The 25,995-nt window shown below is 70.8% G+C and carries 28 protein-coding genes; 12 read left to right on the forward strand and 16 right to left on the reverse strand.

Going from position 1 to position 25,995, the window contains the following annotated elements; translation table 11 throughout:
* Positions 1 to 54: 54 nt before the first annotated feature.
* From LXM90_RS21460 to LXM90_RS21470, 3 genes are all read right to left on the reverse strand, one after another.
* Positions 55 to 477, reverse strand: a complete 423-nt coding sequence (locus LXM90_RS21460) for a DUF2852 domain-containing protein (protein ID WP_020091747.1) — start codon at positions 475 to 477, stop codon at positions 55 to 57.
* Between the two features lie 174 nt (positions 478 to 651).
* Entirely contained in the window at positions 652 to 3,069 is a 2,418-nt protein-coding gene (locus LXM90_RS21465; protein ID WP_026604727.1) for an MASE4 domain-containing protein, read from the reverse strand.
* A gap of 332 nt (positions 3,070 to 3,401) precedes the next feature.
* Entirely contained in the window at positions 3,402 to 4,211 is an 810-nt protein-coding gene (locus LXM90_RS21470; RefSeq protein WP_020091746.1) for a GntR family transcriptional regulator, read from the reverse strand.
* A 53-nt stretch (positions 4,212 to 4,264) separates the two neighbouring features.
* Here LXM90_RS21470 and LXM90_RS21475 point away from each other — a divergent pair, with 53 nt between their 5' ends.
* Positions 4,265 to 5,194, forward strand: coding sequence for a PfkB family carbohydrate kinase (locus LXM90_RS21475; protein WP_020091745.1), 930 nt, complete (start codon positions 4,265 to 4,267; stop codon positions 5,192 to 5,194).
* Between the two features lies 1 nt (position 5,195).
* On the opposite strand, the gene LXM90_RS21480 is transcribed toward LXM90_RS21475, so the two are convergent.
* On the reverse strand, positions 5,196 to 6,281 hold the full coding sequence (locus tag LXM90_RS21480; protein WP_020091744.1) for a helix-turn-helix transcriptional regulator: 1,086 nt from the start codon (positions 6,279 to 6,281) through the stop codon (positions 5,196 to 5,198).
* A 335-nt stretch (positions 6,282 to 6,616) separates the two neighbouring features.
* Here LXM90_RS21480 and LXM90_RS21485 point away from each other — a divergent pair, with 335 nt between their 5' ends.
* Positions 6,617 to 6,820 (forward strand): hypothetical protein, encoded by a 204-nt coding sequence (locus LXM90_RS21485; protein ID WP_020091743.1) that lies wholly within the window; start codon positions 6,617 to 6,619, stop codon positions 6,818 to 6,820.
* A 16-nt stretch (positions 6,821 to 6,836) separates the two neighbouring features.
* Entirely contained in the window at positions 6,837 to 7,523 is a 687-nt protein-coding gene (locus LXM90_RS21490; protein WP_020091742.1) for a LysE family translocator, read from the forward strand.
* Between the two features lie 154 nt (positions 7,524 to 7,677).
* Here LXM90_RS21490 and LXM90_RS31935 read toward each other — a convergent pair whose 3' ends face one another.
* The 4 genes from LXM90_RS31935 to LXM90_RS21505 form a co-directional block, all read right to left on the reverse strand.
* Complete coding sequence (locus tag LXM90_RS31935; RefSeq protein WP_020091741.1) at positions 7,678 to 7,806, reverse strand: hypothetical protein; 129 nt, start codon at positions 7,804 to 7,806, stop codon at positions 7,678 to 7,680.
* 108 nt (positions 7,807 to 7,914) lie between these two features.
* Positions 7,915 to 8,151, reverse strand: coding sequence for a DUF6894 family protein (locus LXM90_RS21495; protein WP_020091740.1), 237 nt, complete (start codon positions 8,149 to 8,151; stop codon positions 7,915 to 7,917).
* Between the two features lie 143 nt (positions 8,152 to 8,294).
* Entirely contained in the window at positions 8,295 to 9,650 is a 1,356-nt protein-coding gene (locus LXM90_RS21500) for a sigma-54-dependent transcriptional regulator (protein WP_020091739.1), read from the reverse strand.
* Positions 9,647 to 11,509, reverse strand: coding sequence for an ATP-binding protein (locus LXM90_RS21505; RefSeq protein WP_020091738.1), 1,863 nt, complete (start codon positions 11,507 to 11,509; stop codon positions 9,647 to 9,649). The genes LXM90_RS21500 and LXM90_RS21505 overlap by 4 nt, the downstream gene beginning before the upstream one ends.
* Before the next feature lie 295 nt (positions 11,510 to 11,804).
* Between LXM90_RS21505 and LXM90_RS21510 the strand changes: the two genes are divergently transcribed.
* The gene (locus LXM90_RS21510) at positions 11,805 to 13,148 is read left to right on the forward strand and encodes a dicarboxylate/amino acid:cation symporter (protein ID WP_020091737.1); all 1,344 of its coding nucleotides are present in this window, start codon (positions 11,805 to 11,807) and stop codon (positions 13,146 to 13,148) included.
* A 160-nt stretch (positions 13,149 to 13,308) separates the two neighbouring features.
* On the opposite strand, the gene LXM90_RS21515 is transcribed toward LXM90_RS21510, so the two are convergent.
* Both LXM90_RS21515 and LXM90_RS21520 read right to left on the reverse strand, forming a co-directional pair.
* Complete coding sequence (locus LXM90_RS21515) at positions 13,309 to 14,385, reverse strand: HD-GYP domain-containing protein (protein WP_020091736.1); 1,077 nt, start codon at positions 14,383 to 14,385, stop codon at positions 13,309 to 13,311.
* Between the two features lie 23 nt (positions 14,386 to 14,408).
* Positions 14,409 to 14,960: a protein phosphatase CheZ gene (locus LXM90_RS21520; RefSeq protein WP_020091735.1), complete on the reverse strand. Its 552-nt coding sequence runs from the start codon at positions 14,958 to 14,960 to the stop codon at positions 14,409 to 14,411.
* Between the two features lie 463 nt (positions 14,961 to 15,423).
* Here LXM90_RS21520 and LXM90_RS21525 point away from each other — a divergent pair, with 463 nt between their 5' ends.
* From LXM90_RS21525 to LXM90_RS21535, 3 genes are read left to right on the forward strand one after another with little or no spacing between them, the layout of a single operon-like run.
* A complete protein-coding gene (locus tag LXM90_RS21525) occupies positions 15,424 to 16,017 on the forward strand; it encodes a TadE/TadG family type IV pilus assembly protein (RefSeq protein ID WP_020091733.1) in 594 nt (197 codons plus the stop codon).
* The gene (locus tag LXM90_RS21530; RefSeq protein ID WP_042673245.1) at positions 16,017 to 16,655 is read left to right on the forward strand and encodes a TadE/TadG family type IV pilus assembly protein; all 639 of its coding nucleotides are present in this window, start codon (positions 16,017 to 16,019) and stop codon (positions 16,653 to 16,655) included. The genes LXM90_RS21525 and LXM90_RS21530 overlap by 1 nt, the downstream gene beginning before the upstream one ends.
* A complete protein-coding gene (locus LXM90_RS21535; protein WP_234081039.1) occupies positions 16,589 to 17,986 on the forward strand; it encodes a TadE/TadG family type IV pilus assembly protein in 1,398 nt (465 codons plus the stop codon). The genes LXM90_RS21530 and LXM90_RS21535 overlap by 67 nt, the downstream gene beginning before the upstream one ends.
* A 15-nt stretch (positions 17,987 to 18,001) precedes the next feature.
* Here the strand turns inward: LXM90_RS21535 and LXM90_RS21540 are convergent, their stop codons facing one another.
* On the reverse strand, positions 18,002 to 18,619 hold the full coding sequence (locus LXM90_RS21540) for a helix-turn-helix domain-containing protein (RefSeq protein ID WP_026604724.1): 618 nt from the start codon (positions 18,617 to 18,619) through the stop codon (positions 18,002 to 18,004).
* Positions 18,620 to 18,758: 139 nt separating this feature from the next.
* On the opposite strand from LXM90_RS21540, the gene LXM90_RS21545 reads away from it, so the two are divergent.
* Genes LXM90_RS21545 through LXM90_RS21560 form a run of 4 tightly spaced genes read left to right on the forward strand, consistent with a single transcriptional unit; the run spans position 18,759 to position 22,217 of the window.
* Positions 18,759 to 19,532: an ABC transporter substrate-binding protein gene (locus LXM90_RS21545; protein ID WP_026604723.1), complete on the forward strand. Its 774-nt coding sequence runs from the start codon at positions 18,759 to 18,761 to the stop codon at positions 19,530 to 19,532.
* Positions 19,533 to 19,537: 5 nt separating this feature from the next.
* Positions 19,538 to 20,191, forward strand: a complete 654-nt coding sequence (locus tag LXM90_RS21550) for an amino acid ABC transporter permease (RefSeq protein WP_012317380.1) — start codon at positions 19,538 to 19,540, stop codon at positions 20,189 to 20,191.
* A complete protein-coding gene (locus LXM90_RS21555) occupies positions 20,188 to 20,919 on the forward strand; it encodes an amino acid ABC transporter ATP-binding protein (protein WP_020091727.1) in 732 nt (243 codons plus the stop codon). Before LXM90_RS21550 ends, LXM90_RS21555 begins: the two co-directional genes overlap by 4 nt.
* 8 nt (positions 20,920 to 20,927) lie before the next feature.
* Positions 20,928 to 22,217 (forward strand): NAD(P)/FAD-dependent oxidoreductase, encoded by a 1,290-nt coding sequence (locus tag LXM90_RS21560; protein ID WP_020091726.1) that lies wholly within the window; start codon positions 20,928 to 20,930, stop codon positions 22,215 to 22,217.
* Positions 22,218 to 22,233: 16 nt separating this feature from the next.
* Here the strand turns inward: LXM90_RS21560 and LXM90_RS21565 are convergent, their stop codons facing one another.
* From LXM90_RS21565 to LXM90_RS21575, 3 genes are read right to left on the reverse strand one after another with little or no spacing between them, the layout of a single operon-like run.
* Positions 22,234 to 23,397: an MFS transporter gene (locus tag LXM90_RS21565; RefSeq protein ID WP_020091725.1), complete on the reverse strand. Its 1,164-nt coding sequence runs from the start codon at positions 23,395 to 23,397 to the stop codon at positions 22,234 to 22,236.
* A 30-nt stretch (positions 23,398 to 23,427) separates the two neighbouring features.
* Positions 23,428 to 23,865: an arsenate reductase (glutaredoxin) gene (arsC, locus tag LXM90_RS21570; protein WP_020091724.1), complete on the reverse strand. Its 438-nt coding sequence runs from the start codon at positions 23,863 to 23,865 to the stop codon at positions 23,428 to 23,430.
* Positions 23,858 to 24,217: an ArsR/SmtB family transcription factor gene (locus LXM90_RS21575; protein WP_020091723.1), complete on the reverse strand. Its 360-nt coding sequence runs from the start codon at positions 24,215 to 24,217 to the stop codon at positions 23,858 to 23,860. The genes arsC and LXM90_RS21575 overlap by 8 nt, the downstream gene beginning before the upstream one ends.
* Positions 24,218 to 24,267: 50 nt before the next feature.
* Here LXM90_RS21575 and arsH point away from each other — a divergent pair, with 50 nt between their 5' ends.
* Positions 24,268 to 25,035, forward strand: a complete 768-nt coding sequence (arsH, locus tag LXM90_RS21580; protein WP_020091722.1) for an arsenical resistance protein ArsH — start codon at positions 24,268 to 24,270, stop codon at positions 25,033 to 25,035.
* Positions 25,036 to 25,084: 49 nt separating this feature from the next.
* Here the strand turns inward: arsH and LXM90_RS21585 are convergent, their stop codons facing one another.
* Together LXM90_RS21585 and LXM90_RS21590 are read right to left on the reverse strand one after the other, a co-directional pair.
* Positions 25,085 to 25,405, reverse strand: coding sequence for a hypothetical protein (locus LXM90_RS21585; RefSeq protein WP_020091721.1), 321 nt, complete (start codon positions 25,403 to 25,405; stop codon positions 25,085 to 25,087).
* Positions 25,406 to 25,580: 175 nt separating this feature from the next.
* Positions 25,581 to 25,757 (reverse strand): hypothetical protein, encoded by a 177-nt coding sequence (locus tag LXM90_RS21590; RefSeq protein WP_020091720.1) that lies wholly within the window; start codon positions 25,755 to 25,757, stop codon positions 25,581 to 25,583.
* Between the last annotated feature and the right edge of the window lie 238 nt (positions 25,758 to 25,995).

The raw sequence follows: 25,995 nt of genomic DNA on the forward strand, positions 1-25,995 counted from the left end.
GATCCTGATCCTCTACGGCGTGGCCCCGACGCTTCGGTGCAACCCTGAGGCGACCTAGCCTTTTCGATGTTCGGCCTGATCGGCGGTGCCGGCGATGTCGACCGCTGCCCCCGATCCCGCGGGATGTTCCGCCACGAAGCGCTCGAAGGTCGCGCGATCCTTGGCGCGCTTCAGCGCGTCGACGAAACCCTCGAAGTCCCGGAGACGCGTTTCGAGCGCGCGGCGCTCCCCCTCGATGCGGCCGATCTCGCCGTCGCGCCAGGCGTCGAAGGCGGTGTTGCCGCTGGTCCGGGGCGGCGTGAACCGGCGCCGCTCACGGAACCCGGTGCCGGGCCCGAGCGACCGGCGCAGGCGTTCGAGGCCCGGCAGGCCGGACAGCCCGAGATCGCGCCGCACGAGCGCCTGCCGCGCGACGAGGACGAGGGCGGCGAAGCTGCCGACATAGAGGGCATCGTGGATCCAGGGCATGATGGGCATGGGACAGCTCCTTGCGCGTGTCGGCGCCGTTGATGACGGACGGAGCATGCCGACATGCCGCTGCTGCGGGCTGAACCGGTCGGTTAAGGCCGGGTTAAGCCTTCAGGCCTGTTGACGGACAACCCGTCCGCGACGCCGCGCGATCGCGGGGCGGAATGCCGTGGGTCCGGGGGTTCAGCCCAGGACGACCCGGAGCTTGTTGGCGAGTTCGTCCCGTTGATAGGGCTTGCTCAGGAGAGGCAGGTCGGCCGGCACCGCGTGCTCGTCGAGCGCCGTGCCCGTGTACCCGGACGTCAGGAGCACCCGCAGGCCGGGACGCAGGCGCCGGGCCTCGACCGAGAGCTGCACGCCGTTCATGCCACCGGGCATGACGACGTCCGAGAACAGGATATCGATGCGCTCGGGGCCGCCCAGCCGCTCCAGGGCCTCCGACGCCCGGGTCGCGGTCAGGGTCCGGTAACCGAGCTCGCCCAGGCTCTCGACCGCCATCTCCAGCACCGCCGGCTCGTCCTCGACCACGAGCACCACCTCGCCGGAGGCCGCCCGCCGCAGCGGGAGGGTGTTGTCCGGCCGGGCCTCGACGGCCCTCTCGGCCGAGCGCGGCAGGTAGAGCTCGATGGAGGTGCCGGCGCCGGGCTCGCTCTTGATCTGCGCGTGCCCTCCGGCCTGCCGCACGAACCCGTAGACTTGGCTGAGGCCGAGGCCCGTTCCCTTGCCGACATCCTTGGTCGTGAAGAAAGGCTCGAAGGCGCGGCTGCGCGTGGCGGCGTCCATGCCCTGGCCCGTGTCGGTGACCGAGACGAGCACGTAGGCGCCCGGCCGCAGGTCGGGCCGGTCGGGAATCTCCGCGGCATCGAGGTGCCCGTTGCAGGTCTTGACCGTCAGGACGCCGCCGTCCGGCATCGCGTCCCGGGCGTTGACCGCGAGGTTCAGCACCGCACTCTCGAACTGTCCCGGATCGAGCCGGACCGGATCGAGGACCGCGTCGAGGTCGAACCGGATCTCGACGGTCTCGCCGACGGCCCGCTTCAGCAGGGCCTGGAAGTCCTTGAGCAGCCGGTTGGGGTTGACGGTCTCGGGCCGGAGCACCTGGCGCCGGGAGAACGACAGCAGCTTCTCGGTGACCTCGGCCCCGCGCCGCGCCGCCGTCATCGCCGACGTGGCCAGCCTCTCGACGCGCTGCGGGTTGTCGGGCTTGCGCACGATCATGTCGAGGTTGCCGACGATGATGGTCAGCAGGTTGTTGAAGTCGTGCGCCACGCCCCCGGTCAACTGGCCGATGGCCTCCATCTTCTGAGCCTGGTTCAGGCGTTCCTCGGCCTCGCGCTGGCGCGTCGTGTCCATCACGACGCCCGCCATGGACCGGGGCTGGCCGTTCCCGTCGCGGTAGACCTTGCCCCGCATCGTGACCGAGCGGGCGGCCCCGTCCTCGGCCCGCCGGATGTGGCAGTCGATGTCGAGGCGGCCCGTCCCGATGGCGGCATCGAACGCCGCCCGCACGGCGTCTCGGTCCTCGGGGACGACGTGCTCGACGAAGGTCCCGACGTCCCATGCCGCGACCGGAGCGCTGTGGCCGAAGATCGCGTCGTGCCTCGGCGACCGGCGCGCCGTGTTGCCACGGAGGTCGAGCTCCCAGTCGCCCATCTCGGCCGCTTCCAGCGCCAGGGCGAGGTTGTCGCGGGCACGCTGCAGCTCCGCCCGCCGGGCCTCCCGGTCCTCGGCGGCGGCCGCAGCCTGGGCGTACAGGAAGTCGACCTCGCGCAGGTAGACGCCGAGCAGGATGAAGCCGGCCACCAGGGCTTCCATCCGGCCCGCGAACCAGCCGACCGTGCCGCGGGCGGCGCCCGGAAGCGTGACCATGTTGTCGAAGACGAGCAGCAGAAGCGACACGGCCAGCCAGAGCTGGAGCACGGTCCGCAGGCGGGTCTTCCACCACAGCACGGCCAGCGCGATGACGGTCAGGGCGACCACGCCCGGCCCGATGCCCGAGGTGGTGAGCAGCCAGTAATCGTCGCCCTCGACGCATTTCGGCAGGAGGTGGACGTAGCGGACGGCCACCACGCCGGTGAGCGCGGCGGCCGCGACGGTCCCGGCGACGGTGGCCCAGCCGATCCGTCCGGCCTTTCCGCGCGGGGCCTGCGGCGGACGCTCGTCGCCCTCCAGGAGCGCGTAGGGCAGCGCGAAGAGCGGCGGCCCGAGATGCCAGAAGGTCCAGAGCCACGTCGTGGTGTCCGGCCCGTCACCGAGGAGCCGACCCTGCGCGAGGACGTTCGGGAACGACAGCATCTGCAGGAAGACGACGAGCGTCACGTAGAGGCTGCCGGCCCCGAGCACGAGCAGCGGCGCCGAGCCGATGCGGCGGTACTGCGTGAGGAACAGGTACGTGGTCAGGCCGTAGACCACGATCAGCGCCGATTGGTAGACGGGCACGAAGCCCGGCATCGGCGGCATCGGGCGGTTGGCGAACGGCAGCAGCGCGAGGGTGACGGCCCCGAACAGGAGGCTGACGGCGACCGCGAGCCGACGCTGCGTCCGGCCGGCCCGGGCTGTCGCCAGGGTCGCCAGGGTCGGCGCCGTCGAGGACTCGCTCATCGTGTGCTCCGGACCGAAGCGGGATGGCTGGCTGCGCCGGCTGATCGCTCGCGAGGCATCAGGTGTACCACGGCGCTTCTCGCTGTTCCACGCGAGGCACAGGGGCGTTCCCGTCCGTTAAAAGGGCGAAGCTCGGCCGTCGTTCCCGTGCCGTGACGGCGGTGGGCGACGGATGGCGGCCTCGGCGGAATCGCCTTGCCCGGCGAGAGTGGAGAGCACTTTCCTGAAGGAGGCGGGTCCCCGTCGCGGGCCGGAAGCGGTTCGAGCGGGGCATCGCCCAGCCCGTCGCGCGCACCGTAGGGAAGCGAGTCCGGTTCGGTCAGCCGGGCATACTACGCGCGCAGATTCAGCCGATAGCGATAGGCATCGCCTCGGAACAGGCCTTCCACGTACTCGATCATCACCGAGTCCTGATTGTAGCTGTGGCGCTTGATCAGCAGGCACGGGAGGGGCTGTTCGAAGGCGAAGATCTCGCACTCGTCAGCCGTCGGCATGGTCGCCTCCACCGTCTGCTCGCAGCGCACGAGGCGGCCGCCCGGGTGCCCGCTCAGGAAGGCGTAGACGGAACCGGAGAGGTCGCCGGTCTCGAGGGCGGGCACGGCGCGGATGTTGTACCAGGCGACCTCGCGCGACATCGGCACGCCGTCGCCGGAGCGAACGCGCGTCAGACGCAGGAACGGGGCCGTCGAGGGCAGGCCGAAGATCGATGCGATCGAGCGGTCCTCGGTGACCGCCCGATCGAGGATGCGCGAGGATGGGATCTTCCCCAGCTCCCGCATCTCCTCCGTGAAGCCCTTGAGCCGGTCCATACCCGGGCGCACGGGCTCGGGGGGACGGCGCACGAGGAAGCCGCAGCGCCCGCGCGGGACGAGCAGCTCGTTGTCGCTGAGTTCGGCATAGGCGCGTTGGACCGTCACGCGGCTGACCCCGAGGCTGTCGGCGAGCTGGCGCTCGGCCGGCAAGGTGACGCCCGGCGGCAGCGAGCCCGACAGGATCAGTTCGCGAAGCTGACCCTCGATCTGCCGGTACAGCGGCATCGCCGTGTCGGCGCGCAGGCGGAGGAGAGAGAGCACGGAGGGACGCTCGCCCTCCGCGAGGTCCGCCTCGACATCACCCTTGATCGTCCGATTTTTGGGGCGCACGTCCGATCGGCCTCCGGTACAGCTATTCGCAGTGTACAGGTTCGGAGCGCTCCATGCGCCTGTTCGTCGTCGGAAGCTTCGTGATCGCCTGCTCGGTCAAGGTCGCGCGGCTGCCGCAGGCGGGCGAGTCCCTCGATGGCTTGGCCTTCCTCGCCGAGCCTGGCGGCAAGGGCTTCAACCTCGCGCTCGCCGCGCACCAGCTCGGCGTCGAGGTGGACGGACTCTTCGCCGTCGGCACGGACGTGTTCTCCCCTATGGTCCGCGCCACCTTCGCGCGGGTCGGATTCGCCGAGGACATGCTGGTGCCGCATGCCGGCTCGACGGGCGCCGGCGTCGCGTTCGTCGACGCGGCCGGCGAGAACTGTCTCGCGGTCTGCCTCGGGGCCAACCTCGCCCTCGGTGCGGAGGACGTCCGAGCCGTCGCCGCCCGCCTCGAGCGAGCGGACCTCGTGGCGGCGACGTTCGAATCGCCGGACGCCTCGATCCGAGCGGCGTTCGCGCTCGCTCGGCAGGCGGGCATCCCCACGCTGCTGAATCCCTCCCCGATGCGCCCCATCGACCCGGCGATCCTGGCCGATACCGCGATCCTCGTCGTCAACGCGGTCGAGGCCGCCGACCTCGGCCTGGGGACTCCCGACGCCATCGCGGACGCCACGGAAGCGACGCCGGGGATCGCCGCCCTGCTCTCCGGAGGCCTCGGACTGCTGATCGTGACCCTGGGAGAGCGCGGCGCGGTGGCGTTCCGCCCCGGACTGTCCCCCCTCCGCCAGCCGGCCTTCGCGGTCGCGGCGGTCGACACGGTCGGCGCGGGGGACGCGTTCACGGCCGGGCTTATCGCGGGCCTGCTCGCGGGAGAGCCCCTCGACGCGATCCTGCGGCAGGCCGCGGCCTGCGGTGCGCTCACGACCTGCCAGTTCGGGGCTTTCGAGGCCTTTCCGACCGCGCAGGTGCTGGCCGCCTTCCTCCGCGACGCCGATATGTGAGTCACGCCGCGCCCAGGCGCTTCGTCGTCTGCCCGCTGAAGAGCGCGAGCGACGTGACGATGCTCAGCAAATCGGCCTGCCGCTTCGTTCCGGTCTTGTTGAAGATCGAGTTGAGCTGGGTGCGGACGGTGCTTGTCTGGACGCCGACGCTCTCGGCGTAGCTCTGCAGACGCAAGCCTCCGGCGAGCGCCTGGAGCAACCGCGCCTCCGCCGGGGTCAGGTCGAACAGCATGTTCAGCAGGCCGTCGTCCGGAACCGCCCGCGCGCCGACATGCACGAGAACGAGGAGCACCGCCGAGGCACCGAAGACGTCGCCGGGGCGCTGCTTCAGGCGCATGACATGAGCGATCTGAGGACGGTGATCAGAGTAGCTGCGCACCGGCATGGTCTGCGCCGGGCGCCGGCCGCCAACGACGTTGCCGATCGCGTCCTGCAGCAGCTTGCTGTTGATCAGGCTCTTGAAGAGCTGGCCGCCGTGCTGGCCGGGGGGCAGGACCTCCTCCCGCTCCTGCAGCCGGGCATTCATGGTCAGCACCCGACCCGAGGCCGACAGAACGGCGGCGGGGAGTCCGATCTGGCTGAGCGTCGCGGTCGTGACGCGGCCGCGCTCGCAGCTGAACTGGGCGCTGAGCTCGCAGGCGCGCACGAGGTGTGGTCGCAAGGCGTCAAGTCCGGGCAGGACGGAGGCCTCATGGGGGCCGGTTTGAGCCCGCCGTTCGGCGGTGACGATCGCGATGTCGCCTGTCGAAAGGGGAATCGTTGTGCCCACCTGCCAGAACGGCCTGTCGCCTTCGCGGGGCCAGCCTTCGTAGGAGGCCGGCACGAGGTCGACGTCGCGCGTGAAGCCCGCCTGGGCGTCGGTGCGCCACGGCGCCATCCGACCGCTGCTGCGCCCCGCGCCGGTCTGGTGACCGAGGCGCTGCTCCAGGGCCGGTGAGGCGATCCAGCGGGAGGTCCCGACGGGCGGGAGCACCGTGAGCACAGCGCCGTCCGAGTTCGCCATATCGCCGATGGACTGGAGGACGTCGGGCCAGAGTTCCGGCGTGCCCGCAGCCTCGTAGATCCGGTCGATAAGCGCTTCCCGCATTGGCACGTCCCGCGACGATTCTTCTGACCGCGGTAATACCAATATCAGTCCAAAACCGACATTTGCATCCTTCAAACAGAGGATGCCGTCCGGCAGGGACGGTGCGCCGAGGGCCGTTTCGACGGACTCACCGCCCCCCGGCCCCGGACACGCGGCGTCGACACGGCCGCCCGGAGCGCCGGCGCGGCTGTGTAAGTGCCTGGCGCCACGGTGCTTTGTCGCCCGACCGGGACGCCGGCGGCGAGCGCGGCGCGGCGCTGGCAGCGCCATCCGCCGAACAGAGGATGCCAGGGTTCCCGCCCTCCCTAGTGTGTCGACGCGAGGGAGGAACAGCCATGAAAACAGTCGTCGCCACCGCCGTGGTCGTCTTGTTCTGCGCCGGCGCCCGCGCCGACGAGCTGAACGACATGCCGGACATCGCGTGTGCCCAAGCGTCGTCCGCCGTGGAGCGCGATCACATCGGGTGCCCGGGCACCGACAGGGCGGCCGCGGGGTCCCGGGCGGCCGCCTCGCCCCTCGACCGCGCGGAAGACGACTGACCGGATTCCCGGTGCCATGAGCGTCGTCGCCACGGCACTGCTCACCGGCGCGAGTCTCGGTCTGTCCATCGCCGCGCCGATCGGGCCGACGAGCTTGCTGTGCGTTCAGCGAACGCTGTCAGGCGGCCTGTCGACCGGCCTCGCCACCGGGCTCGGTGTCGCCACCGTGCACCTGACATACGGGGGTCTCGTCATGCGCTGGGGCGCGGAGCTCGCCGCGGTGTGGTCGAACGGCGCCGTTCTCTCCCTGATCTCGGAGGCGGTGCTTCTCGCCCTCGCGGTCCGGGTGCTTCGCAGCGTCTCGGTGCTGCAGGAGGGCCGCGCGTGCTGCGACACCCTGGCGGTGAGCTACGGCAGCGCGGTCGTGCTGGCCCTGACGAATCCGGTCACCCCCGTGCTGTTCCTGGCCGCGATGCCGGCCTTCCTCGAGCGCGGGACCGCACCGTTCCCGGTCCTGGCGGCCGGTGTCTTCGTCGGCTCGTTCGGCTGGTGGGTTGTGCTCAACACCGCGGTGTCCCTGCTCCGGCGCTGCGTGACCAGCCGAGTCCTGAATCGGATGAACACGGCCGCGGGCCTTCTTCTCGCCCTCCTGGCGCTGAGCTTGCTCGTCCGGGGGCTGGACGGTGGCACGGCGGCCCGTTCGAGCAGCGCGGGCGTGAGCGGGGTGTCGGGCGCGGGCACCCGAGCGCCGAGCCGGCTCTGAGCCGCCGCGCAGCGCGGGACGCGATCTCGCCCCGGCTCGCAGCGCGGTCGACAGCGTGGCCGCCCCCGGTCGTGTCGGCGGTGATACCGCGGACCGGATCCGGAGAGCCGCGCCCGTCAGGAGCGTCGGAGGCGTACGGTGGACGCGGGCCGCGTCACTGCCTGCCAGGCACGGTGCCGTGGACGGCGTTGCGCCATGCCTCCGCGCCCCCGGCTTGGTGCCAGAGCCACGCCGTTGCCGCCACCCAGGGGCCACCAATCAGGATGAAGGCGATCAGACCCATGTCGTCCCTCCTCGGCTAGGGAACGCCAGCCTACGCCAAATCGACGCGAACGCCAGGTGGACCTGTCCCGGCCGCGCGCGCGCCGGGGCCGCTCGGCGTCTCGGCACGTCAGCCGACGGGGCCGGCATCGAGCGACACGCGGAAGCGCATCCGCACCACGCCCGTGTCGTCGCGGACCGCCGCGATGTAATCCTGGCGCCCAGGCCGGTCGGAGAGCCCCTGCGCGATCCGCGTCATGATCTTCACGGCCTGCGACCGGGCGGCTTCGAGACCGGGCAGGTCGTAGCCGTCCTTGTCGCGGACGAGCTCGGTTCCGTCGTGCAGGTCGATGAAGAAGCGGGGCATGGGCGGCTCGGCGGGGGGATCCGTCCGCTACGCTAAGCAGTTTCCGCACCGGCCCGCGTACCCCTTTTCGGCAGGTCGCCGTCGCGGCGCTCCCGTGATCGCGCCGGCACCGGCGGTGGCTCGGGACGGGCCGGGCGACGGCCCTAGCGGTAGTCGCCCGGGGTCAGACCGTGCCGGGCCATCTTGTCGTAGAGGGTCTTGCGCGGCAGGCCGAGGGCTTCCGCGGCGGCGCGGACATCGCCGCCGGCCATGATCAGCTCGTCGCGGATCAGCTGCCGCTCGAAGCGATCGACCTGATCGGTGAGGCTGGCGGCGGCCCTCTCGGCCGCGGGCTGCGCCGCCGCCGCGAGGCCCAGCGCGCAGCGCTCGGCGAAATGGCCGAGCTCGCGGACGTTGCCGGGCCAGGCGTGGCGGCGCAGGTGCTCGCGGATCGCCGGCGTGACGGGCGGCACCGGGCGCCCGAACTTCTCCGCGGCCCGGCGCAGGAAGTGCTGGAACAGCAGCAGCACGTCCTCCCCGCGGTCGCGCAGGGGCGGGATCGCGATCGTGATGACGTTGAGCCGGTGATAGAGGTCGTCGCGGAAGGTGCCCTGCGCGGCCGCCTGCCCGAGATCGACCTTCGTGGCGGCGACCACGCGCATGTCGACCGGGCGCACCTCGTTGGTGCCGAGCGGTTCCACGGTGCGCTCCTGGAGCACGCGGAGGAGCTTGACCTGCAGCGGCAGCGGCATGCTCTCGATCTCGTCGAGGAAGAGCGTGCCGCCCTGCGCGTGCTCGATGCGGCCGACCCGGCGCTTGAGGGCCCCGGTGAAGGCGCCGGCCTCGTGCCCGAACAGCTCGCTCTCCACGACGCTGTCGGGCAGCGCCCCGCAATTCATGGCCACGAGGTTTCGCTCCGCGCGGCGGCTCCACCGGTGCAGGGCGCCGGCCACGACCTCCTTGCCGGACCCGGTCTCGCCGAAAACCAGCACGTCGACGTCGGCCTGCGCCACCTCGCGCACCAGGGCGCGCAGGCCCACGATCTCCGGGGAGGTCCCGAGGAAAGCCGGATCCTCCTCGATCGCCGCGTCGAGCCGGGCCCGCAGCGCCCGGTTCTCGATCACGAGCCGCCGCCGCTCCAGCGCCCGGCGCACGGACACGACGAGCGCCTCGGCGGGATAGGGCTTGGCCAGGAAGTCGTAGGCCCCGTCCTGCATGGCGGCCACCGCCATGCGGATGTCCCCGTGGCCGGTGATCAGGATCACCGGCAGGTCGGGGTCGACCCGGCGCAGCCGCGTCAGGAGGGCGACGCCGTCGAGCCCCGGCAGCCGCACGTCGGTGACCACCACGCCGGGCGGCGCGGCCAGGATCGCCGCGAGCGCCGGCTCGGCGGCCGCGAAGGCCTCGACGGTGAAACCCTCGAGCTCCAGGCTCTGGCCGTTGGCCCGGCGCACGTCGGCCTCGTCGTCGATGAAGACGACGCGCTCGGTGCCCGCCTGCGCGTCCGCCGGTCCGCTCACGGTGTCGCTCCCACGGGCTTGCCCACGTTCGGGACTGCGTCCGCCGCCCGGATCATCTCCATCCGGAAGACCGTCCCGGCGCCGTCGCCGCCGGCCAGGATCAGGTTCCCGCCGCAATCCTCCACGATCCCGCGGGATATGGCGAGGCCCAGGCCGAGGCCGTCCGCCTTGGTCGTGAAGAAGGCGTCGAAGATCTGGCCGCGCACCTCCGCGGGGATCCCGGGCCCGGTATCGGCCACCTCGATCGCGACGCGCTCGTCCCCCTCGACGAGGTGCAGGCTGACGCGGGCCTCTTCGCGACCCGCCACGGCGTCGACGGCGTTCTGCAGCAGGTTGACCAGGACCTGCTCCAGCCGCGGGCCGTCCCCGAGGACGCGCAGATCCGGGGCGGGCCGGTCCGCCTCCAGCGGGACGTGCAGCGCGGCGGCGCGCGCCGCCACGAGCTCCAGCGCGTTGGCCACCACCTCACGCAGGGAAACCGGTTCCCGCCGCGGCGAGGCGCGGCGGGCGAAGCCCTTGAGTTGCCGGGTGAGGCCGGCGATGCGGTCGGTGAGCCGCCCGATGGCGGCGGCATTCTCGGCCGCGTCCTCGCCCCGCCCGCGGCGGATCAGGATCGCGGCATTGTCCGCGTAGGAGCGGATCGCCGCCAGCGGCTGGTTGATCTCGTGGGCCATGCTGGCCGCGAACTGGCCCAGCGCCGCGAGCCGGCCGGCCTGCGCCAGTTCGCGGCCGAGGCGCTCGCGCTCGGCCTCGGCGCGCTGCCGCTCCGCGATCTCGGCGCGCAGCTGGGCATTGGTCTCCCGCAGTGCCCGCGTCCGCGCCTCGACGCTCGATTCCAGCTCCGCCCGGCGCGCCGCGGCCTCGGCGAGCCGCGCCCGGGTCCGGCGGCCGCGATCGGTGAGCGCGAAGATCCCGTAGCCAGCGAATGCCGTGACGAGGGCCGCGATGATCCAGGCCTGCAGGCGTTCCCGCTCGACGGCGGTGCCGAGCGGCGTCAGCGTCCGCAGCTGCCAGTCCGTGCCCGGTACGGGCGCCTGCGACAGGATCGCGCTCCAGGCCGGCAGCGACCCGCGCCCGACCCGCACCACGTCCGGCTCGCCCGCGACCGGATGGAGCGGCAGGCGCTCCAGGCGGGCGTTGCCGAATTCTTGTCCCGCCTCGATCCGGGCGCGCTCGGCCGCGTCGACGGCGCTGAGCGTGTCGAAGCGCCAGCCCGGCTCGCTGGTGACGAGGACGATGCCACGGGCGTCGGTGACGAAGGTGACCTCGCGGGCGGCCCGCCACGCCGACTCGACGGCGTCGAACTCGACCTTCACCACGACGACCCCGCTCCCGGCCCCGATCCGGCGCGCGAGGTACAGGCCCGGCCGTCCGCTGACCGTGCCGAGGGCGAACTGGGAGCCGGCCCCGCCGGCCAGGGCCTGCTTGAAATACGGGCGGAACCCGTAGTCCCGGCCGACGAAGCTGCGATCCTCGCCCGCGTTGCTCGCCGCGACCGTGAGTCCGTCGACGCGGATGATGTAGATGACCGCCGAACCCGTGGCGGCGGCGACCTGGGCGAGCCGCCGGTCGACACGGTCGAGGAGGTCGCGCCCGGGATCGGGACCGACCGCGGCGGCGACCTCGGGGTCGGCCGCGAGCGCCAGCGGCAGGGACGCCTGCTTCTGCATCTCCGCGAGCAGGACGCCGACCTGAAGGCCGATCGCCGAACGGGCGCCGCGCCGCAGGTCTGAGAGGGCCCAGCGCTCCGCGGCGCGCCCGGCGAGCCACGCCGTCACGAGGATCGCGCAGAGCCCGACCACGACGGCGACACCCCGGCGCGAAGGCGGGCGGTGACCGGAGGGCGGGTGCCCGGTCACTGACGGCGGGCCAGTGCGGAGATCCGGACCGTTCCGACCGGTGACGTGCGGGAATCCGCAAGACCACCCGCGGCCCTGCCGGGAGTCTGCTTGAAAAAAGCTATCTCCAGCAAGTGGTTAAAGAAATGTAGCGGCCGTCGGTCAATTGGCATGCCGGTTGCCATTCTCGTCACGAAACGCAGCCATGTCGTCAGAGAACGGCTGCGCGCCGGAAGGCCAACAGCAAGCGCGGACACCGCCGGGACACCCCGACGCGAGCCGCCCCGCCCGAAACCCGAGACAGGGAGAACGCCCGATGGCTGTCGTACCGTCACCACTCACCGCCCCGCATCCGCCCGCCAAATCGAAGCCGCTGTACCGGACCCTGTACTTCCAGGTTCTGGTCGCCGTCGCGATCGGCATCCTGCTCGGCCATTTCTACCCGCAGCTCGGCGCCGAGTTGAAGCCGCTGGGCGACGCCTTCATCAAGCTCGTCAAGATGATCATCGCGCCGGTAATCTTCCTGACCGTCGTCTCCGGCATCGCCGGGATGACCAACCTCGAGAAGGTCGGTCGGGTCGGCGGCAAGGCGCTGATCTACTTCCTGACGTTCTCGACGCTGGCGCTGATCGTCGGCCTCATCGTCGCCAACGTGCTCCAGCCAGGCAACGGCCTGCACATCGATCCGAAGTCGCTCGATCCGAAGGCGGTCGCCACCTACGCCGGCAAGGCGAAGGAGCAGAGCATCGTCGACTTCCTGATGAACATCATTCCCACGACGGCGGTCGGCGCGTTCGCGGGCGGTGAGATCCTGCAGGTGCTGTTCTTCTCGGTGCTGTTCGGCTTCGGTCTCGCCTTCCTGGGCGACCGCGGCAAGCCGGTGCTCGACATCATCAAGGTCCTGTCCGAGGCGATCTTCGGCGTCGTCAACATCATCATGAAGGTCGCCCCGATCGGCGCCTTCGGCGCGATGGCGTTCACGATCGGCAAGTACGGGATCAGCTCGCTGGCCAACCTCGCCTACCTCGTCGGCGCCTTCTACCTGACGTCGGCGATCTTCGTGCTGGTCGTGCTCGGGGCGGTCGCCCGCTACAACGGCTTCTCGATCATCAAGCTCATCCGTTACATCAAGGAAGAGCTGCTCCTCGTGCTCGGCACGTCGTCCTCCGAGTCGGCACTGCCCTCGCTGCTGGAGAAGATGGAGCGGGCCGGCTGCTCGAAGCCGGTCGTCGGCCTCGTGGTGCCCACGGGCTACTCGTTCAACCTCGACGGCACCAACATCTACATGACCATGGCGGCGCTGTTCATCGCGCAGGCGACCGACACGCCGCTGAGCTACGGTGAGCAGGCGCTGCTGCTGCTCGTCGCCATGCTGTCGTCCAAGGGTGCCGCCGGCGTCACCGGCTCGGGCTTCATCACCCTGGCGGCGACGCTCGCCGTGGTGCCCTCAGTGCCGGTGGTCGGCATGGCGCTGATCCTCGGCGTCGACCGCTTCATGTCGGAGTGCCGGGCGCTGACCAACTTCATCGGCAACGCGGTGGCCTGCATCGTGGTGGCGCGCTGGGAGAACGAGGTCGACGAGGCCAAGCTCGCCGCGGCCCTGTCCGGCCAGACCATGGCGCCGCTTCCCCCCGCGCCGGCTCTCCAGCCGGCCGAGTGAGCCAGCGGCGTCGCGGGCCGCGCACGGCGCAGCGCGCGACGCCGTGACGGTGGAAAACGCACGCCGCGCCGCGGATCCCACCGCGGCGCGGCTCTCGCATGCCGAAGGAACGCGGCCGAAGGAACGCGACGGAGCCGCGGCCCGACGCCGCCGAACGCTGTCAGGCCGCGTCGAGGGTGTGGGGCGCGAAGGCGGCGACGACCGGCCGGAACGCGCCGACGATCGCGGGGTCGAGCCGCCCCGCCATGCCCTCCAGGATCGCGTAGGCCGCCTCGCTCGCCATGGGCTGCTTGTAGGGCCGCTGCTCGATCAGGGCCGCGTGGATGTCGCAGACGGTGACGAGGCGGACGAGGTCGGGGATCTCCTCCCCCTTGAGCCGGTCCGGATAGCCCGACCCATCGAGCATCTCGTGGTGCGACCGGACGACGTGCAGCATCTGCTGCTCGAAGCCCTGATCGACGAGCATGCTGTAGCCCTTCTCCGGATGCAGCCGCATGACGGCCAGCTCGGCGTCGTCGAGCCGGCCCGGCTTGTTGAGGATCGCGGCCGGGATGTGGATCTTGCCGACGTCGTGCAGCAGGGCCGCCTTGGTCAGGCGGTGGCGCTCCTGCTCGCCGAGGCCGAGGCTCGCCGCGAAGGCCGCCGCCAGACCGGCGACCAGCAGGCAGTGCTGGTGCGTGGCGTCGTCGAACTGGCGGACCGCCCGGACCCAGTCGCGGATCCCGGTGTCCCGGATCGCGAGGTCGATGGCCTGGGTTCCGTTGTCGATGACGCCGGGCGTGATCGGCTGGTCGGGCACGAACACCGAGGCGTAGAATCCGCGCACCGCCGCGGCCGTCCGCACGGCGCAGGCCGGCAGGGGCTCGTCCGCGAAGGTCGCGAGGCGCGCGGTCGCGCGCGGCGCCCCCAGCGTCTCCCGCAGGCGATCCGTGTCGAAGGGCGCGCACAGCGTGTGGGTCGCGCCGAGGGCGACGCCGAGCAGCCGGGTTCGTGGGCTGTCGGTGTGGAGCAGGACGGTCAGCGGAGCGCCGTGCCGGACCTCCGCGAGACGGCGGCGGAGGCGCTCGACGGAGCTCGCGCCCAGATCGTGCACGTCGGTGACGATCGCGGTCGCGCCGCCGAGGGGCAATTCCGCGGCGCGCAGATCGTGGAGCTCACAGGACAGGCCATCGGACAGGTCCTGAGCCAGGACCTGGCTGCGTGCGGGATCGTCCGTGATGAGGAGTATCCGGCCCATCGGCACGCCTTCCGGACCGCGCCTTACGGGAACATCGCGTCGACCGTGTCCTGCGATACCGAGGCGTCGCCGGGCAGGACGGGGCCGTTGAGCAGGGCCGCCTCCTCGCTGCGCGTGTCGGCCGTCGGATTCGGCCGCGACGGCGGGTCGCCGGGACCGGACCAGACGCGCAGCATCTCGCCGATCCGCTCCTCGACGAGGACGATCGTGCGCACGACCTTCGAGATCCGCTGGCCGGTAAGGTCCTGGAAATTGCAGGATTCGAAGATCGTCTGCATCTCGATCTGGATGGCTCGGGCGTCGGCCCGGTTGGCGTCCTCGCCCGACCGTCTGACGATGCCGCGCGCGAGCGTGTCCACCTTCTCCGAAGCCGTCAGGATCGCGTTGGTGGCGTCCTCGGTGCCCTGCACCACGGCGAGGAGCTCGTCCCGCGCGCGGCTCGTCTCCTGTTCCTGCCGGAGGTCGGCGATCTCCTGGCGCGTGCGCGCGATCGCGTCGGAGATCGACAGGAGCTGGGTCCGGAGGAGCCCAACACCCTCTTCGATGGAGGCAACGTCCGGCAGAGCGCGGGCCATGATCGGGGATCGCCATGCGGTTTATATTGCCCGGTGAAACTATCGGCGACCTCTTAAGCCGCGCTTAATGGCACTTATCTCGACGCGATTCTGTGCCGCTCCGGCCGATCGTGACTGTGCAATGTCCTATTTCCACGTCATCCATACGTCAAAGCACGCCGAACGTGCGCCGAACCCGCGCCTCGTCTTGTCGACCGCTTCGCGCGACGTCGACGCGACGATCTCCGCCTGACCGACGAGTGCGATCTCGCCGCGTTACCGATGAGGGCTGGAACAGCGGCGCTCTCAACTGTTGGTTGATGCTAACGAACTATTCCGGCGCCCGCTCGGTAGCACATGTGCGTGAACGGCACGACTTTGAGCAGTGATGCGCGGAGAAAAGTAAGCTTTTGATGCTCTCTCGAGCTCGGTGGTTCCGATTTCGAGTTGGGATGTGAGCAGGGCAATCCGAGCGGCGTCGCGCTTGCTCGACCTCCGAGAACGGGCCGCGCGCTTCGCGCGGGCACGCGGGGGCGCGACGGCCGTGGAGTTCGCCCTGGTGGCCCTGCCGTTCTTCGCGCTGGTCGGGGCCTGCCTCGAGAACGGGATCGTGTTCTGGGAGCAGGAGATCCTCCAGCAGGCGGTGTCCGACGCCAGCCGGCAGATCTACACGGGCACGTTCCAGACGACGAACGCCGGCACAACCGACCCCGCGACGCTGATGAGCCGCTTCCGGACGGCGATCTGCACGCAGCCGAACGGCACGCCCCGGATCACGATCTTCACCTGCGCCAACGTCCGGGTCAGCGTGATGAAGGTGGCCGATTACGGGTCCGCCACCCCGGTCTCGCCGGTCGCGACCAACGCCAGCGGTGCGAGCGACTGGAACCCGAACTTCGCCAGCTACGCCTGCGCCGGGAACTCGGCCATCGTGATCGTGCAGGCCGCGGTCGACATCCCGGTCTTCTTCCCGCTGCTCGGTGCCGCCGTGCCCAACCTGCCGAACAAGCGGCGGGTGCTGCAGGCCGCGACGGTGTTCAAGGTGGAGCCCTACTCCGCGCCGTCGGGGTGCTCGTGATGGGCGGCCTGCCGATCGGCTTGAGCCGCTTCCGCCACGATGAGCGCGGGATCGCCGCCGTCGAGTTCGCGCTCGTCCTGCCCCTGCTGATCGTCCTGTATTTCGGGACCGCCGAGCTGACGCGCGTCGTCGACGCGACCCGGAAGCTGACCCTGTTCGCGCGCACGCTGAGCGATCTGTCCGGACGGGTGGACAACGCTCTGGCGACCCAGAACGGGATGGCTCTGGCGACGCAGGACGGGATGACGAAGATCACCAGCGCGGCGACCGCGATCCTGCGCCCGCTGGACGCGTCCGGCCTGCAGATCGTGGTCAACGCGATGGGCGTGGAAACGGTCAACGGGTCGCTCAAGGGCTTCGTCTGCTCCAGCTGGCCGCAGAACGCCACGAAGCGCCCGGCCAACCAGGCCAACGGGAGCAACGGACTCCCCGCCACGCCGGCCGCCTATCAGTTCGACGGGGCCCGCTACATCCTGGCGGAAGTCACGATGCCCTACACCCCGATCATCGGGAGTGCTCTGTACCGCTGGATCTTCGGCGGCCGCGGATTGACCTTCTCGCGGCAGATCCCGTGGTCCGAGCGCACCCCCAGCGAGATCGTCATGCCGGGCGGCACCGCCTGCCCGGTCTACAACTAGTGTTTGAGGGAAGGCCCGTGTCGGTGTTCCGCATCCGGTTGAACCGCGCTCTCAGGCTGGCCGTCGCGGCGTTTCCGCGGGCGCGCTCCGGTCAGGTCGCGCTGACGTTCGCGCTGGTCACGCTGCCGGTCATGTTCGCCACGGCGGCGGCGATCGATTACGGGCGCCGCAACGCCGCGAAGACCCAGCTCGACACCGCCCTCGACGGCGCCGTGCTCGCGGTGATGTCGCAGAAGACCAACACGATCCCGGCGACGACCTTGCAGAACATGGAGACGCAGTTCCGCGCCGAGGCCGCCAAGGTTCCGGGCGTCACGGTGACCTCGTTCGTCCCCGGCGCGCCGGTGAACAGCGCGAAGACGCTGAGCCTCACCGCCACCTACACGGCGACGGTCAAGACCAGCCTAGCATCGATGATGCAGATCCCGGCCATGCCCATCAGCGGCACGTCCTCGGCGACCCGCAACACCTCGCAGTACATCAACTACTACCTGCTGCTCGACAACTCGCCGTCGATGGGGCTCGCGGCGACCGATGCCGACGTGAGCAACATGAAGCGCGCGACCAACGGGTGCGCGTTCGCCTGCCACCAGCACACCTTCGACAACAAGGGCAACATCATCGGCGACGATCAGAACGACTTCTACCATGTGGCGTCGCGGAACAACATCAAGCTCCGCATCCAGGTTCTGAGGGACGCGGTCTCGGCGCTCGTCGATCAGGCGAATGTCAGCATGTTGCTGCCGCAACAGTTCCAGATGGAGATGTGGACCTTCAACGATTCGGTGACGCAGACGCGGCTGCAGGCGATGACGCCGACCTTAAACAATATCAAGATCGCGACCCCGAATATCGATATCGCCTACGCCTACTACAATCAGTCCGACAATCAGACCGATTTCGAGCGGGCCATCGCGAAGATGAACGCGACGATCCCGGCCAGCGGCGACGGGCTGACGCCGGACAAGCCGATCCGGTTCCTGTTCATGGTCACCGACGGCGTCGAGGACACCGGCGGCAGCGTCACCAACCAGAGCGCGGGTTTCCAGATCCAGAGCAACCGCTTCATCGGGCCGCTGAGTCCCTCGACCTGCACGAATCTCAAGAACAAGAACGTCAAGATCGGGATCATCTACACGCAGTACCTGCCGATCTACGACAACGATTTCTACAACAGCTACGTCAGGCCGTACGAGTCGAAGATCGGGCCGGCCCTGCAGGCCTGCGCGTCCGACGGCATGTATTTTCCGGTGACCACGAACGGCGACATCACCGCCGCCATGCTGAAGCTTTTCAGCACCACGCTCGCGAGCGTGCGCCTGAGCAACTGACGCGCCGCGCCCCGCTCACGTCGTCGCCGGTGATCCGAGGACGTTGACCCACAGGACGGTGGTCTGGCTGCGCGGGTCGGGATTGCTGAAGCGGTGCGGCCGCCGGCTCTCGAAGCGGAAGCTGTCGCCCTCCGCGAGCTGGAGCGTCCGCGCCTCGACGATCAGGGTGAGGCGCCCCGCGAGGACGAGGCCGGCTTCCTCGCCGTCGTGGCTGAACGGCTCGTCGCCGGTGCTCGCGCCGGGCTTCAGCACCATGTGGAACAGGCTCATCCCCTGCGTGCCCCCTGGCGGGGTCAGGAGCTGCTTGGTGATGCCGGCCCGCCAGAGCTGAAGTTCCGGCCGGTCCTTCCGGAACACGACGATGGGATCCGGGTCGGGCGCGTCCGGCCCCGCTTCGAACAGGCCGCCGATCCCGATCTGCAGCGTGTCGGCGAGCAGCGCCAGGACCCGCAGGGACGGCGACGACAGGCCCCGCTCGACCTGGCTGATGAAGCCGATCGACAGGCCCGTGCTGGACGCCACCGCCTCCAGCGAGAGTCCGCGCGCGCGACGCAGGCCGCGCAGGCGCTGACCCACAGCCCGGTCGACCGGTTCCGGACCCGTTGCCTCGCCTCGGGGGATGCTCACCGTCACGCCAGCCTGCCTCTCGTGTGCTTCTTCATGCACGTGAAAGTCGCTTGCGTCGATACCGAAAACGTGCGGTATTCTTCACGAGAATGAAATCGGGCCCGGCTTCCGCCGCGTGACCCGGGCACTGCACGGGAGCGGCACCATGAGAAGACGGTTGGCCAAGCTGTGTCTGTCGTCGGCGCTGCTCCTCGGCGTCCTCGGCGCTCCCGTCGGCGCGCAGGCCCTGAAGGTGGGATCGACGCCCACCGGCCTGCCCTTCACCTTCCTCGATACCAAGACGAATAGCATTCAAGGCGTGATGGTCGACCTCGTCAACGCGGTCAGCAAGGAGGCGGGTTTCACGGTCGCGGTCGAGCCGCTGCAATTCTCGACGCTGATCCCGGCGCTCACCGCCTCGAAGATCGATATCATCGCGGCGGCGATGTTCATCACGCCGCAGCGCAAGGAGGTCGTGTCGTTCTCGGCGCCCGTCTACAGCTACGGCGAGGGGCTGATCGTCCCGAAGACCGACACGAAGGACTACACGTCCTTCGCCGACCTGAAGGGCGAGACGGTGGGCGCCCAGGTCGGCACCGCCTTCGTCGAGCCGCTGAAGAGGTCGGGCCTCTTCAACGAGGTGAAGATCTACGACGCGATCCCCGACATCATCCGGGACGTCAATTCCGGGCGGCTGAAGGCCGGCTTCGCCGACGCGCCGATCCTCGCCTACTACGTCAAGCAGGGCCTGTTTCCCGGCGTCCGCCTCGTCGAGACCTTCAAGCCGACCGTCGTCGCCTCGGTCGGCCTCAGCGTCCGCAAGACCGACACCGAGCTCCTCGCCAAGATCGACAAGGCGCTCGCCAAGCTGAAGGCCGACGGGACGCTCCAGGCGATCCTGACCAAGTGGGGTCTGCCGCCGTCGGCCGACCGGTCCTGACCTTCATGCGCGAGTTCCTCGCCGACGCGCAGGACTACCTGCCGATCCTGCTGCAGGGCGTGCAGCTCACGATCCTGATCACGATCGCGTCCCTGGTGGTCTCGACGCTGCTCGGGCTGGTCTGGGCGGTGATGCGGGTCTCCGGCATCGCGATCCTGTCGGGCTTCAGCGCGGTGATGATCAACATCCTGCGCGGCATCCCGATCATCGTGCAGCTGTTCTACATCTACTTCGTGATGCCCGATTTCGGCCTGTCGCTCACCGCCGTCCAGGCGGCGATCATCGGGCTCGGCATCGCCTACTCGGCCTATCAGGCCGAGAACTTCCGCGCCGGCATCGAGGCGGTGGATCGCGGCCAGGTCGAGGCGGCGCTGTCGATCGGCATGGGCTGGGGCATGACCATGCGGCGGGTGATCCTGCCGCAGGCGATCCGGATCGCGCTGCCGCCCTACGGCAACATCATGATCATGATGCTCAAGGACTCGTCGCAGGCCTCGACCATCACGGTCGCCGAGCTGGCGCTCCAGGGAAAGCTGATCGCCTCGTCGACCTTCAAGAACACCAGCGTCTACACGCTGGTGGCGCTGATGTACCTCGCGCTGAGCCTGCCGCTGATCCTGCTGGTCCGCCACTTCGAGGCGAAGGGACGGCATCGATGATCGTGCTGGAGGACGTCCGCAAGCATTACGGCGCGCTGGAGGTGATCAAGGGCGTCTCGGCCGAGGTCACCAAGGGCGAGGTCGTCTGCATCATCGGGCCCTCGGGATCCGGCAAGTCGACACTCCTGCGCTGCATCAACGGGCTCGAGGCCTACGACGGCGGCGAGATCCGCGTCGACGGGCAGCGTGTCGACCGGGACAAGCGCGGCATCAAGGCGATCCGCACCCGGGTCTCGATGGTCTTCCAGCGCTTCAACCTGTTCGCCAACCGGACCGCGCTCGAGAACGTCGTCGAGGGGCCGATCCACGTGAAGGGCGAGCCCCGGGGCGAGGCCGAGGAGCGGGCGCGCGCCCTGCTCGCCCGGGTCGGGCTCTCGGGCAAGGAGCACGCCCGGCCGAACGAGCTCTCCGGCGGGCAGCAGCAGCGCGTCGCGATCGCCCGGGCGCTCGCCATGCGGCCGGAGGCGATCCTGTTCGACGAGCCGACCTCGGCCCTCGATCCCGAGCTCGTCGGCGACGTGCTGAAGGTCATGCGCGCCCTCGCCGACGAGGGTATGACGATGCTCGTGGTCACCCACGAGATCGGCTTCGCCCGCGAGGTCGCCGACCGGGTCCTCTTCCTCGACGGCGGCCGACTCGTCGAGCAGGGGCCGGCCGCCGAGGTCCTCAACCGGCCGCAGAATCCGCGTACCCGGGACTTCCTGCAGCGCGTGCTGCACCCGCTCTAGGACACGCCGTGGCCGAACCGTTCCCGCTCGCACCCTCGCTCTGGGCCACGACGGCGGCGCCCGCGCCGGACACGCCGCCGCTGGCCCGATCCGGCCTAGCCGAGGTGGTGATCGTCGGCGGCGGGTTCTGCGGCCTGTCCACCGCCCTGCATCTCGCCGAGCGCGGCATCCGACCCGTCGTGCTCGAGGCGCAGGAGGTCGGCTACGGCGGGTCCGGTCGCAACGGTGGCCAGGTCATCCCCGGCCTCAAATACGATCCCGCCGACCTCGTCGCGCGGTTCGGTCGGGAGCGCGGCGAGCGGCTCGCGCGCTTCGCCGGCGGGACCGCCGACGTCGTGTTCGACCTCATCGCCCGGCACGGGATGGACGTGCCGCATTCCCGCGCCGGCTGGATCCAGGGCGCCCACACCGAGGCCGGGCTCGCCGAGGTCGCCAAGCGGGCGGCCCAGTGGGCGGATCTCGGTGCGCCCACCCGCGTCCTCGACAGGGCCGAGACCGAGCAGCTGCTGGGGACCGACCGCTATCTCGGCGGCTGGCTCGACAGCCGCGGCGGGGCGATCCAGCCCCTGAGCTACGCCCGCGGCCTCGCCCGGGCCGCCCAGAAGGCCGGCGCCACGATCCACGGCGGATCGCCGGTCACCGGCCTCGAACGGACCGGATCGGGCTGGACCGTCACCACGGCCCAGGGCGAGCGGGTGACGACCGGCCGGGTCGTGCTGTGCACCAACGGCTACACGGGCGGCCTGTGGCCGAACCTCGCGCGGACGGTGATCGCGGCGAACTCGTTCCAGGTCGCCACGGTGCCGCTGACCGACAACCTGCGGCGCTCGATCCTGCCCGAAGGCCATGTCTCCTCGGACACGCGCAAGCTCCTGCTCTACTTCCGCCTCGACCATACCGGACGCCTGCTGATGGGCGGCCGCGGTCCGTTCCGGGAGCCGCGCGACCCCGCCGACTGGGCCCATCTCGAGCGGATCGTCGGCAAGCTCTTCCCCCAGCTCGACGGGATCGCCTTCGACCATCGCTGGTGCGGCCGCGTCGCGATCACCCGGGACTACCTGCCCCATCTCCACGAGCCGGCGCCCGGGCTCCTCATCGATATCGGCTGCCAGGGCCGGGGCGTCGGCCTCCAGTCGGCGATGGGCCGGGCGATGGCCGCCTACATCGCGACCGGAGATGCCGGCAACCTGCCCCTGCCGCTGACGCCGATCGAGCCGCTGCCGCTCCACGGGCTGAACCGGCTGTACGTCTCGGCGATCATCGCCTGGTACCGCCTGCGCGACGGCGGCATCCGCTGATCCTACCGGCTCGCCGTCACCGCGCGCGCCACAGCGCCCCGATCAGGCCCAGGGCGGCGAGCGCCAGCGCGAGGAGCATCCACCACAGGGCCCCCGGCCCGACATGGGTGAGCACGACGGCCCCAGCCGGCGGCGCCAGGGCCTGGGCGGCCAGGGCCGGCCGGGCGAGGCGGCCGACCACCAGCGGGTAGCGCACGGGGCCGAACAGGGCGAGCGGGACCGTGCCGCGAGCGATCGAGTAGATCCCGTTGCCGCCCGCGTAGAGCACCAGCCAGAGCGCCACGCCCGGCAGCCCGGCCGCAAGGAGCCACAGCCCGAGGGCGATCAGGCCGAAGGCGGCCGTCAGTGTCCAGAGCGGGTGGTGGCGGCCCTTGAGGGAGATCTCGGCGACGCGGGCGCTCACCTGCGCGGGCCCGATCAGCGCCCCGTACGAGACGGCGGCGGCGAGCGACACGCCGCGCGCCTGCAGCAGGGTGAGCAGGTGGACCGACACCTGGGACATGATCGCGCCGCCGAGGACCAGCACCCCCGCGAACAGCAGGAACGCGCGGCGCTCCCGGGTCGATAGCGGCGCGGACCCCGCCTCCTGTGGCCCGTCGGAGACCGGGAGTTCCGGCGCGTGCGGGATCATCGCGAGGATGAGCGGCAGCGTCACGGCGAGGTGCAGGCCGGCATAGGTGAGGCAGGCGCCCCGCCAGCCGACATGGGCCACCAGGAAGGCCGAGAGCGGCCAGCACACGGTGCTGGCGAACCCGCCCCAGAGGGTCAGCGTGGTGATGGCCGGCCGCGCGGCCGCGCCGTAGAGCCGCCCGAGGGTCGCGAAGGCGGGGTCGTACAGGCCGCAGCCCATGCCGGCGCCGAGGATCAGCCAGCCGGCGAGATAGATCGGCAGGCTCGGCGCCACGGCCACGACGGTCAGCCCGGCGGCGAGGAGCAGCGCCGCGAGGGCGAGGACCGGCCGCCCGCCGTGCCGGTGGATCGCCGCCCCGACATGCGGCGAGGCGAGGGCCGCGACGAGGAGGCCGAAGGCCAGTCCGCCGACCACCCAGGCGAGGGGCCAGCCGGTGCTCTCGGCGATGGGGGCCGCCATCACCGCCGGCAGGTAGAACGACGAGCCCCAGGCGAGGATCTCCACGACGCCGAGTGCGGCGATCACCGGCCAGCGGCTGGCTTCGCTCATGTCCGGACCGCCGCCACGGCCCGCGGGCGCTCAGGCCGTGGCGACACGGCGGCCCTGCTCGTCGACCACCGGCTCGCCGTCCTCCTTCACGAACCCGCCCCGCTGCGGCGGCAGGAGATCCAGCACCGCCTCCGATGGGCGGCACAGGCGTACGCCCTTCGGCGTGACCACCAGCGGCCGGTTGAGCAGGACCGGATGCGCCGCGACGGCGTCGAGCAACTGCCCGTCGGTCAGGTCCGGGTTGCCGAGGTCGAGCTCGGCGTAGGGCGTGCCCTTCTCCCGGAGCACGTCGCGCACCGACAGCCCGGCGCGGTCGAGGAGCTGTAGCAGCAGCGCGCGGGCCGGCGGCGTCTTGAGATACTCGATCACGTGGGGCTCGATCCCGGCGTTACGGATCATCGCGAGGGTGTTGCGCGACGTGCCGCAGGCCGGATTGTGGTAGATCACGACGTCGAACGGCTCAGACATGTGCGGCGTCTCCCGAGGGGCTGAGGCAGGCGGCCAGGGTCTCCGCCGCCGGCGTGCAGATCTCCGCGCGGCCCTGGCAGCAATCGCGCATCAGGAACGCGATCAGATCGGCCAGCACCGGGTAGGCGGCACTGTAGAGGATGGAGCGACCGTCGCGCCGCGAGCTGACCAGCCCGGCGCGGCTCAGTTCCTTCAGGTGATGCGACACCGTGGCGGCCGACACGCCGACCGCCGCGGCCAGCGTCCCGGAGGCGAGGCCCTCCGGACCGGCTCTCACCAGCGCCCGCACCAGCCGCAGTCTGTGCTCCTGCGCCAGGGCCGCGAAGGCCGTCAGGGCTTGCGCGTCGTCCATTTTCCCGACAATCTTCAAACGGTTGTTTGAACGTATGAGAAAGCGTCCCGGTGAGCAAGAGCCCGGCCCCTGCCCCTTCGGTCCGTGACGGCCTGCCGAATCTCAGCGCGGCGCATTTCGCAACGCCGACCGACGGGGCCGGTCGGGGGATCCCGCTCGCGCACGCGCCGCGCTTCCTGATCCTGTACGGGTCGCTCCGCGAACGCTCCTTCAGCCGGTTCCTGGCCTATGAGGCCGCGCGGCTCCTGGAGGCGATGGGCGGCGAGGTCCGCATCTACCACGCCGACGGCCTGCCGCTGCCCGACGACGCGACCGCCGACCATCCGAAGGTGCGGGAGATCCGCGCCCTCTCGGCCTGGTCCGAGGGGCAGGTCTGGGTCTCGCCCGAGCGGCACGGCGCGCTCACCGGCGTGATGAAGAGCCAGATCGACTGGCTGCCCCTGTCCGAGGGGAGTCTGCGCCCGACGCAGGGCCGGACCCTCGCGGTGATGCAGGTCTCGGGCGGCTCTCAGAGCTTCAACGCCGTGAACGCCCTGCGCGTCCTCGGCCGCTGGATGCGGATGATCACGATCCCCAACCAGTCCTCGGTGCCGATGGCCTACCGGGAGTTCGACGAGGCGGGCCGTATGAGGCCCGGGCCGCTCTACGACCGGGTCGTCGACGTGTGCGAGGAACTCATGAAGTTCACGCTGCTGACCCGCGGATGCGCCGATTACCTCGTGGACCGCTACAGCGAGCGCAAGGAGCGCGATCCCGACCGGCTCGCCGGTGTCGCGGCCGATATCGGCTTCGCGAAGCCCTCACCGCCGGGCGCCTGAGCCCCGCCGGCCCGAGCGCGCCGCCACGCGGTCCGGCCCGGGCCGGTGCTCACTGGAATCGCCGCATCTCCGGCGCCAGCGAGCGTCCCGCTTCGAGGAGGGCGCGGACCTTGCGGGTCGCGTGCTGGAGGATGTCCGGCCGCGCATCCTCGTAGGACGTCTCCTCGACGAAGCTCCGCAGGGCCTCCGTGATCCGGTCCTCGATCTCGTCCATCAGGGCGAGCCCCTCCGGACCTTCCCGCCGCAGATGCGCGTCTGCGAGCGTCAGGTAGGCGGCGCTCGCCAGCAGGAAGGCGATCCCGTTCGCCTCCTGAGCCGCCGCGGAACTCGCGTCGCCGCCGTCCATGCCGTCTGCGACGTCGTCGTCCATCGGCTCACATACTCCCCGTTCGTTGCTCACGCTGTGCCGCTCCCGCCGCGTCGCGCCAAGTAGAGAAAAAGGGTCGGTCCCCGTCCCCATTCGGGCGACGTCGGGGGCCGATCCGGACCGCCGGCCCCGCGTCGCCGCCGGGCGCCGGACCGGTCCGCTCGCCTCTCCCCGGGCCTCAATGGCCCGGATCGGCGCGGTCCTCGGTCGCGCGCCGCTCGCGCATCCGGAGCAGTGCCCGGCGCCAGGCATCCACCACCGCCGCGCGTGCGCGGGCATCATTCTCGCGGTCGGACTCCGCCGTCCGGGCCTTGCCGTCGGCCTGCCTGCTCCGGGCTCTCGGATCTCGGTTCATGATCGCCTCCTGTCGTGTCCAGACCGAGAGACACCGGATCCCGGGACGCCGCGGTGAGGCGGCGCACGCGGACCATGGAAATCGCGTGCGGCGGAGCACAGGCGGCCGACGGCCCCGCGACGCGCGCAATTTTTCTGATCGTGGACCGAAGAGTTTTTCAGGAGCGCCCACACTCATTTTCGGAGTACTGTCACGGCGCCGGCATGTGCCCTCGTGCGATGCCGCAAATATTGATGCG

Origin of the sequence: Methylobacterium oryzae, assembly GCF_021398735.1 — a bacterium.
Classification (GTDB): Bacteria; Pseudomonadota; Alphaproteobacteria; order Rhizobiales; family Beijerinckiaceae; genus Methylobacterium.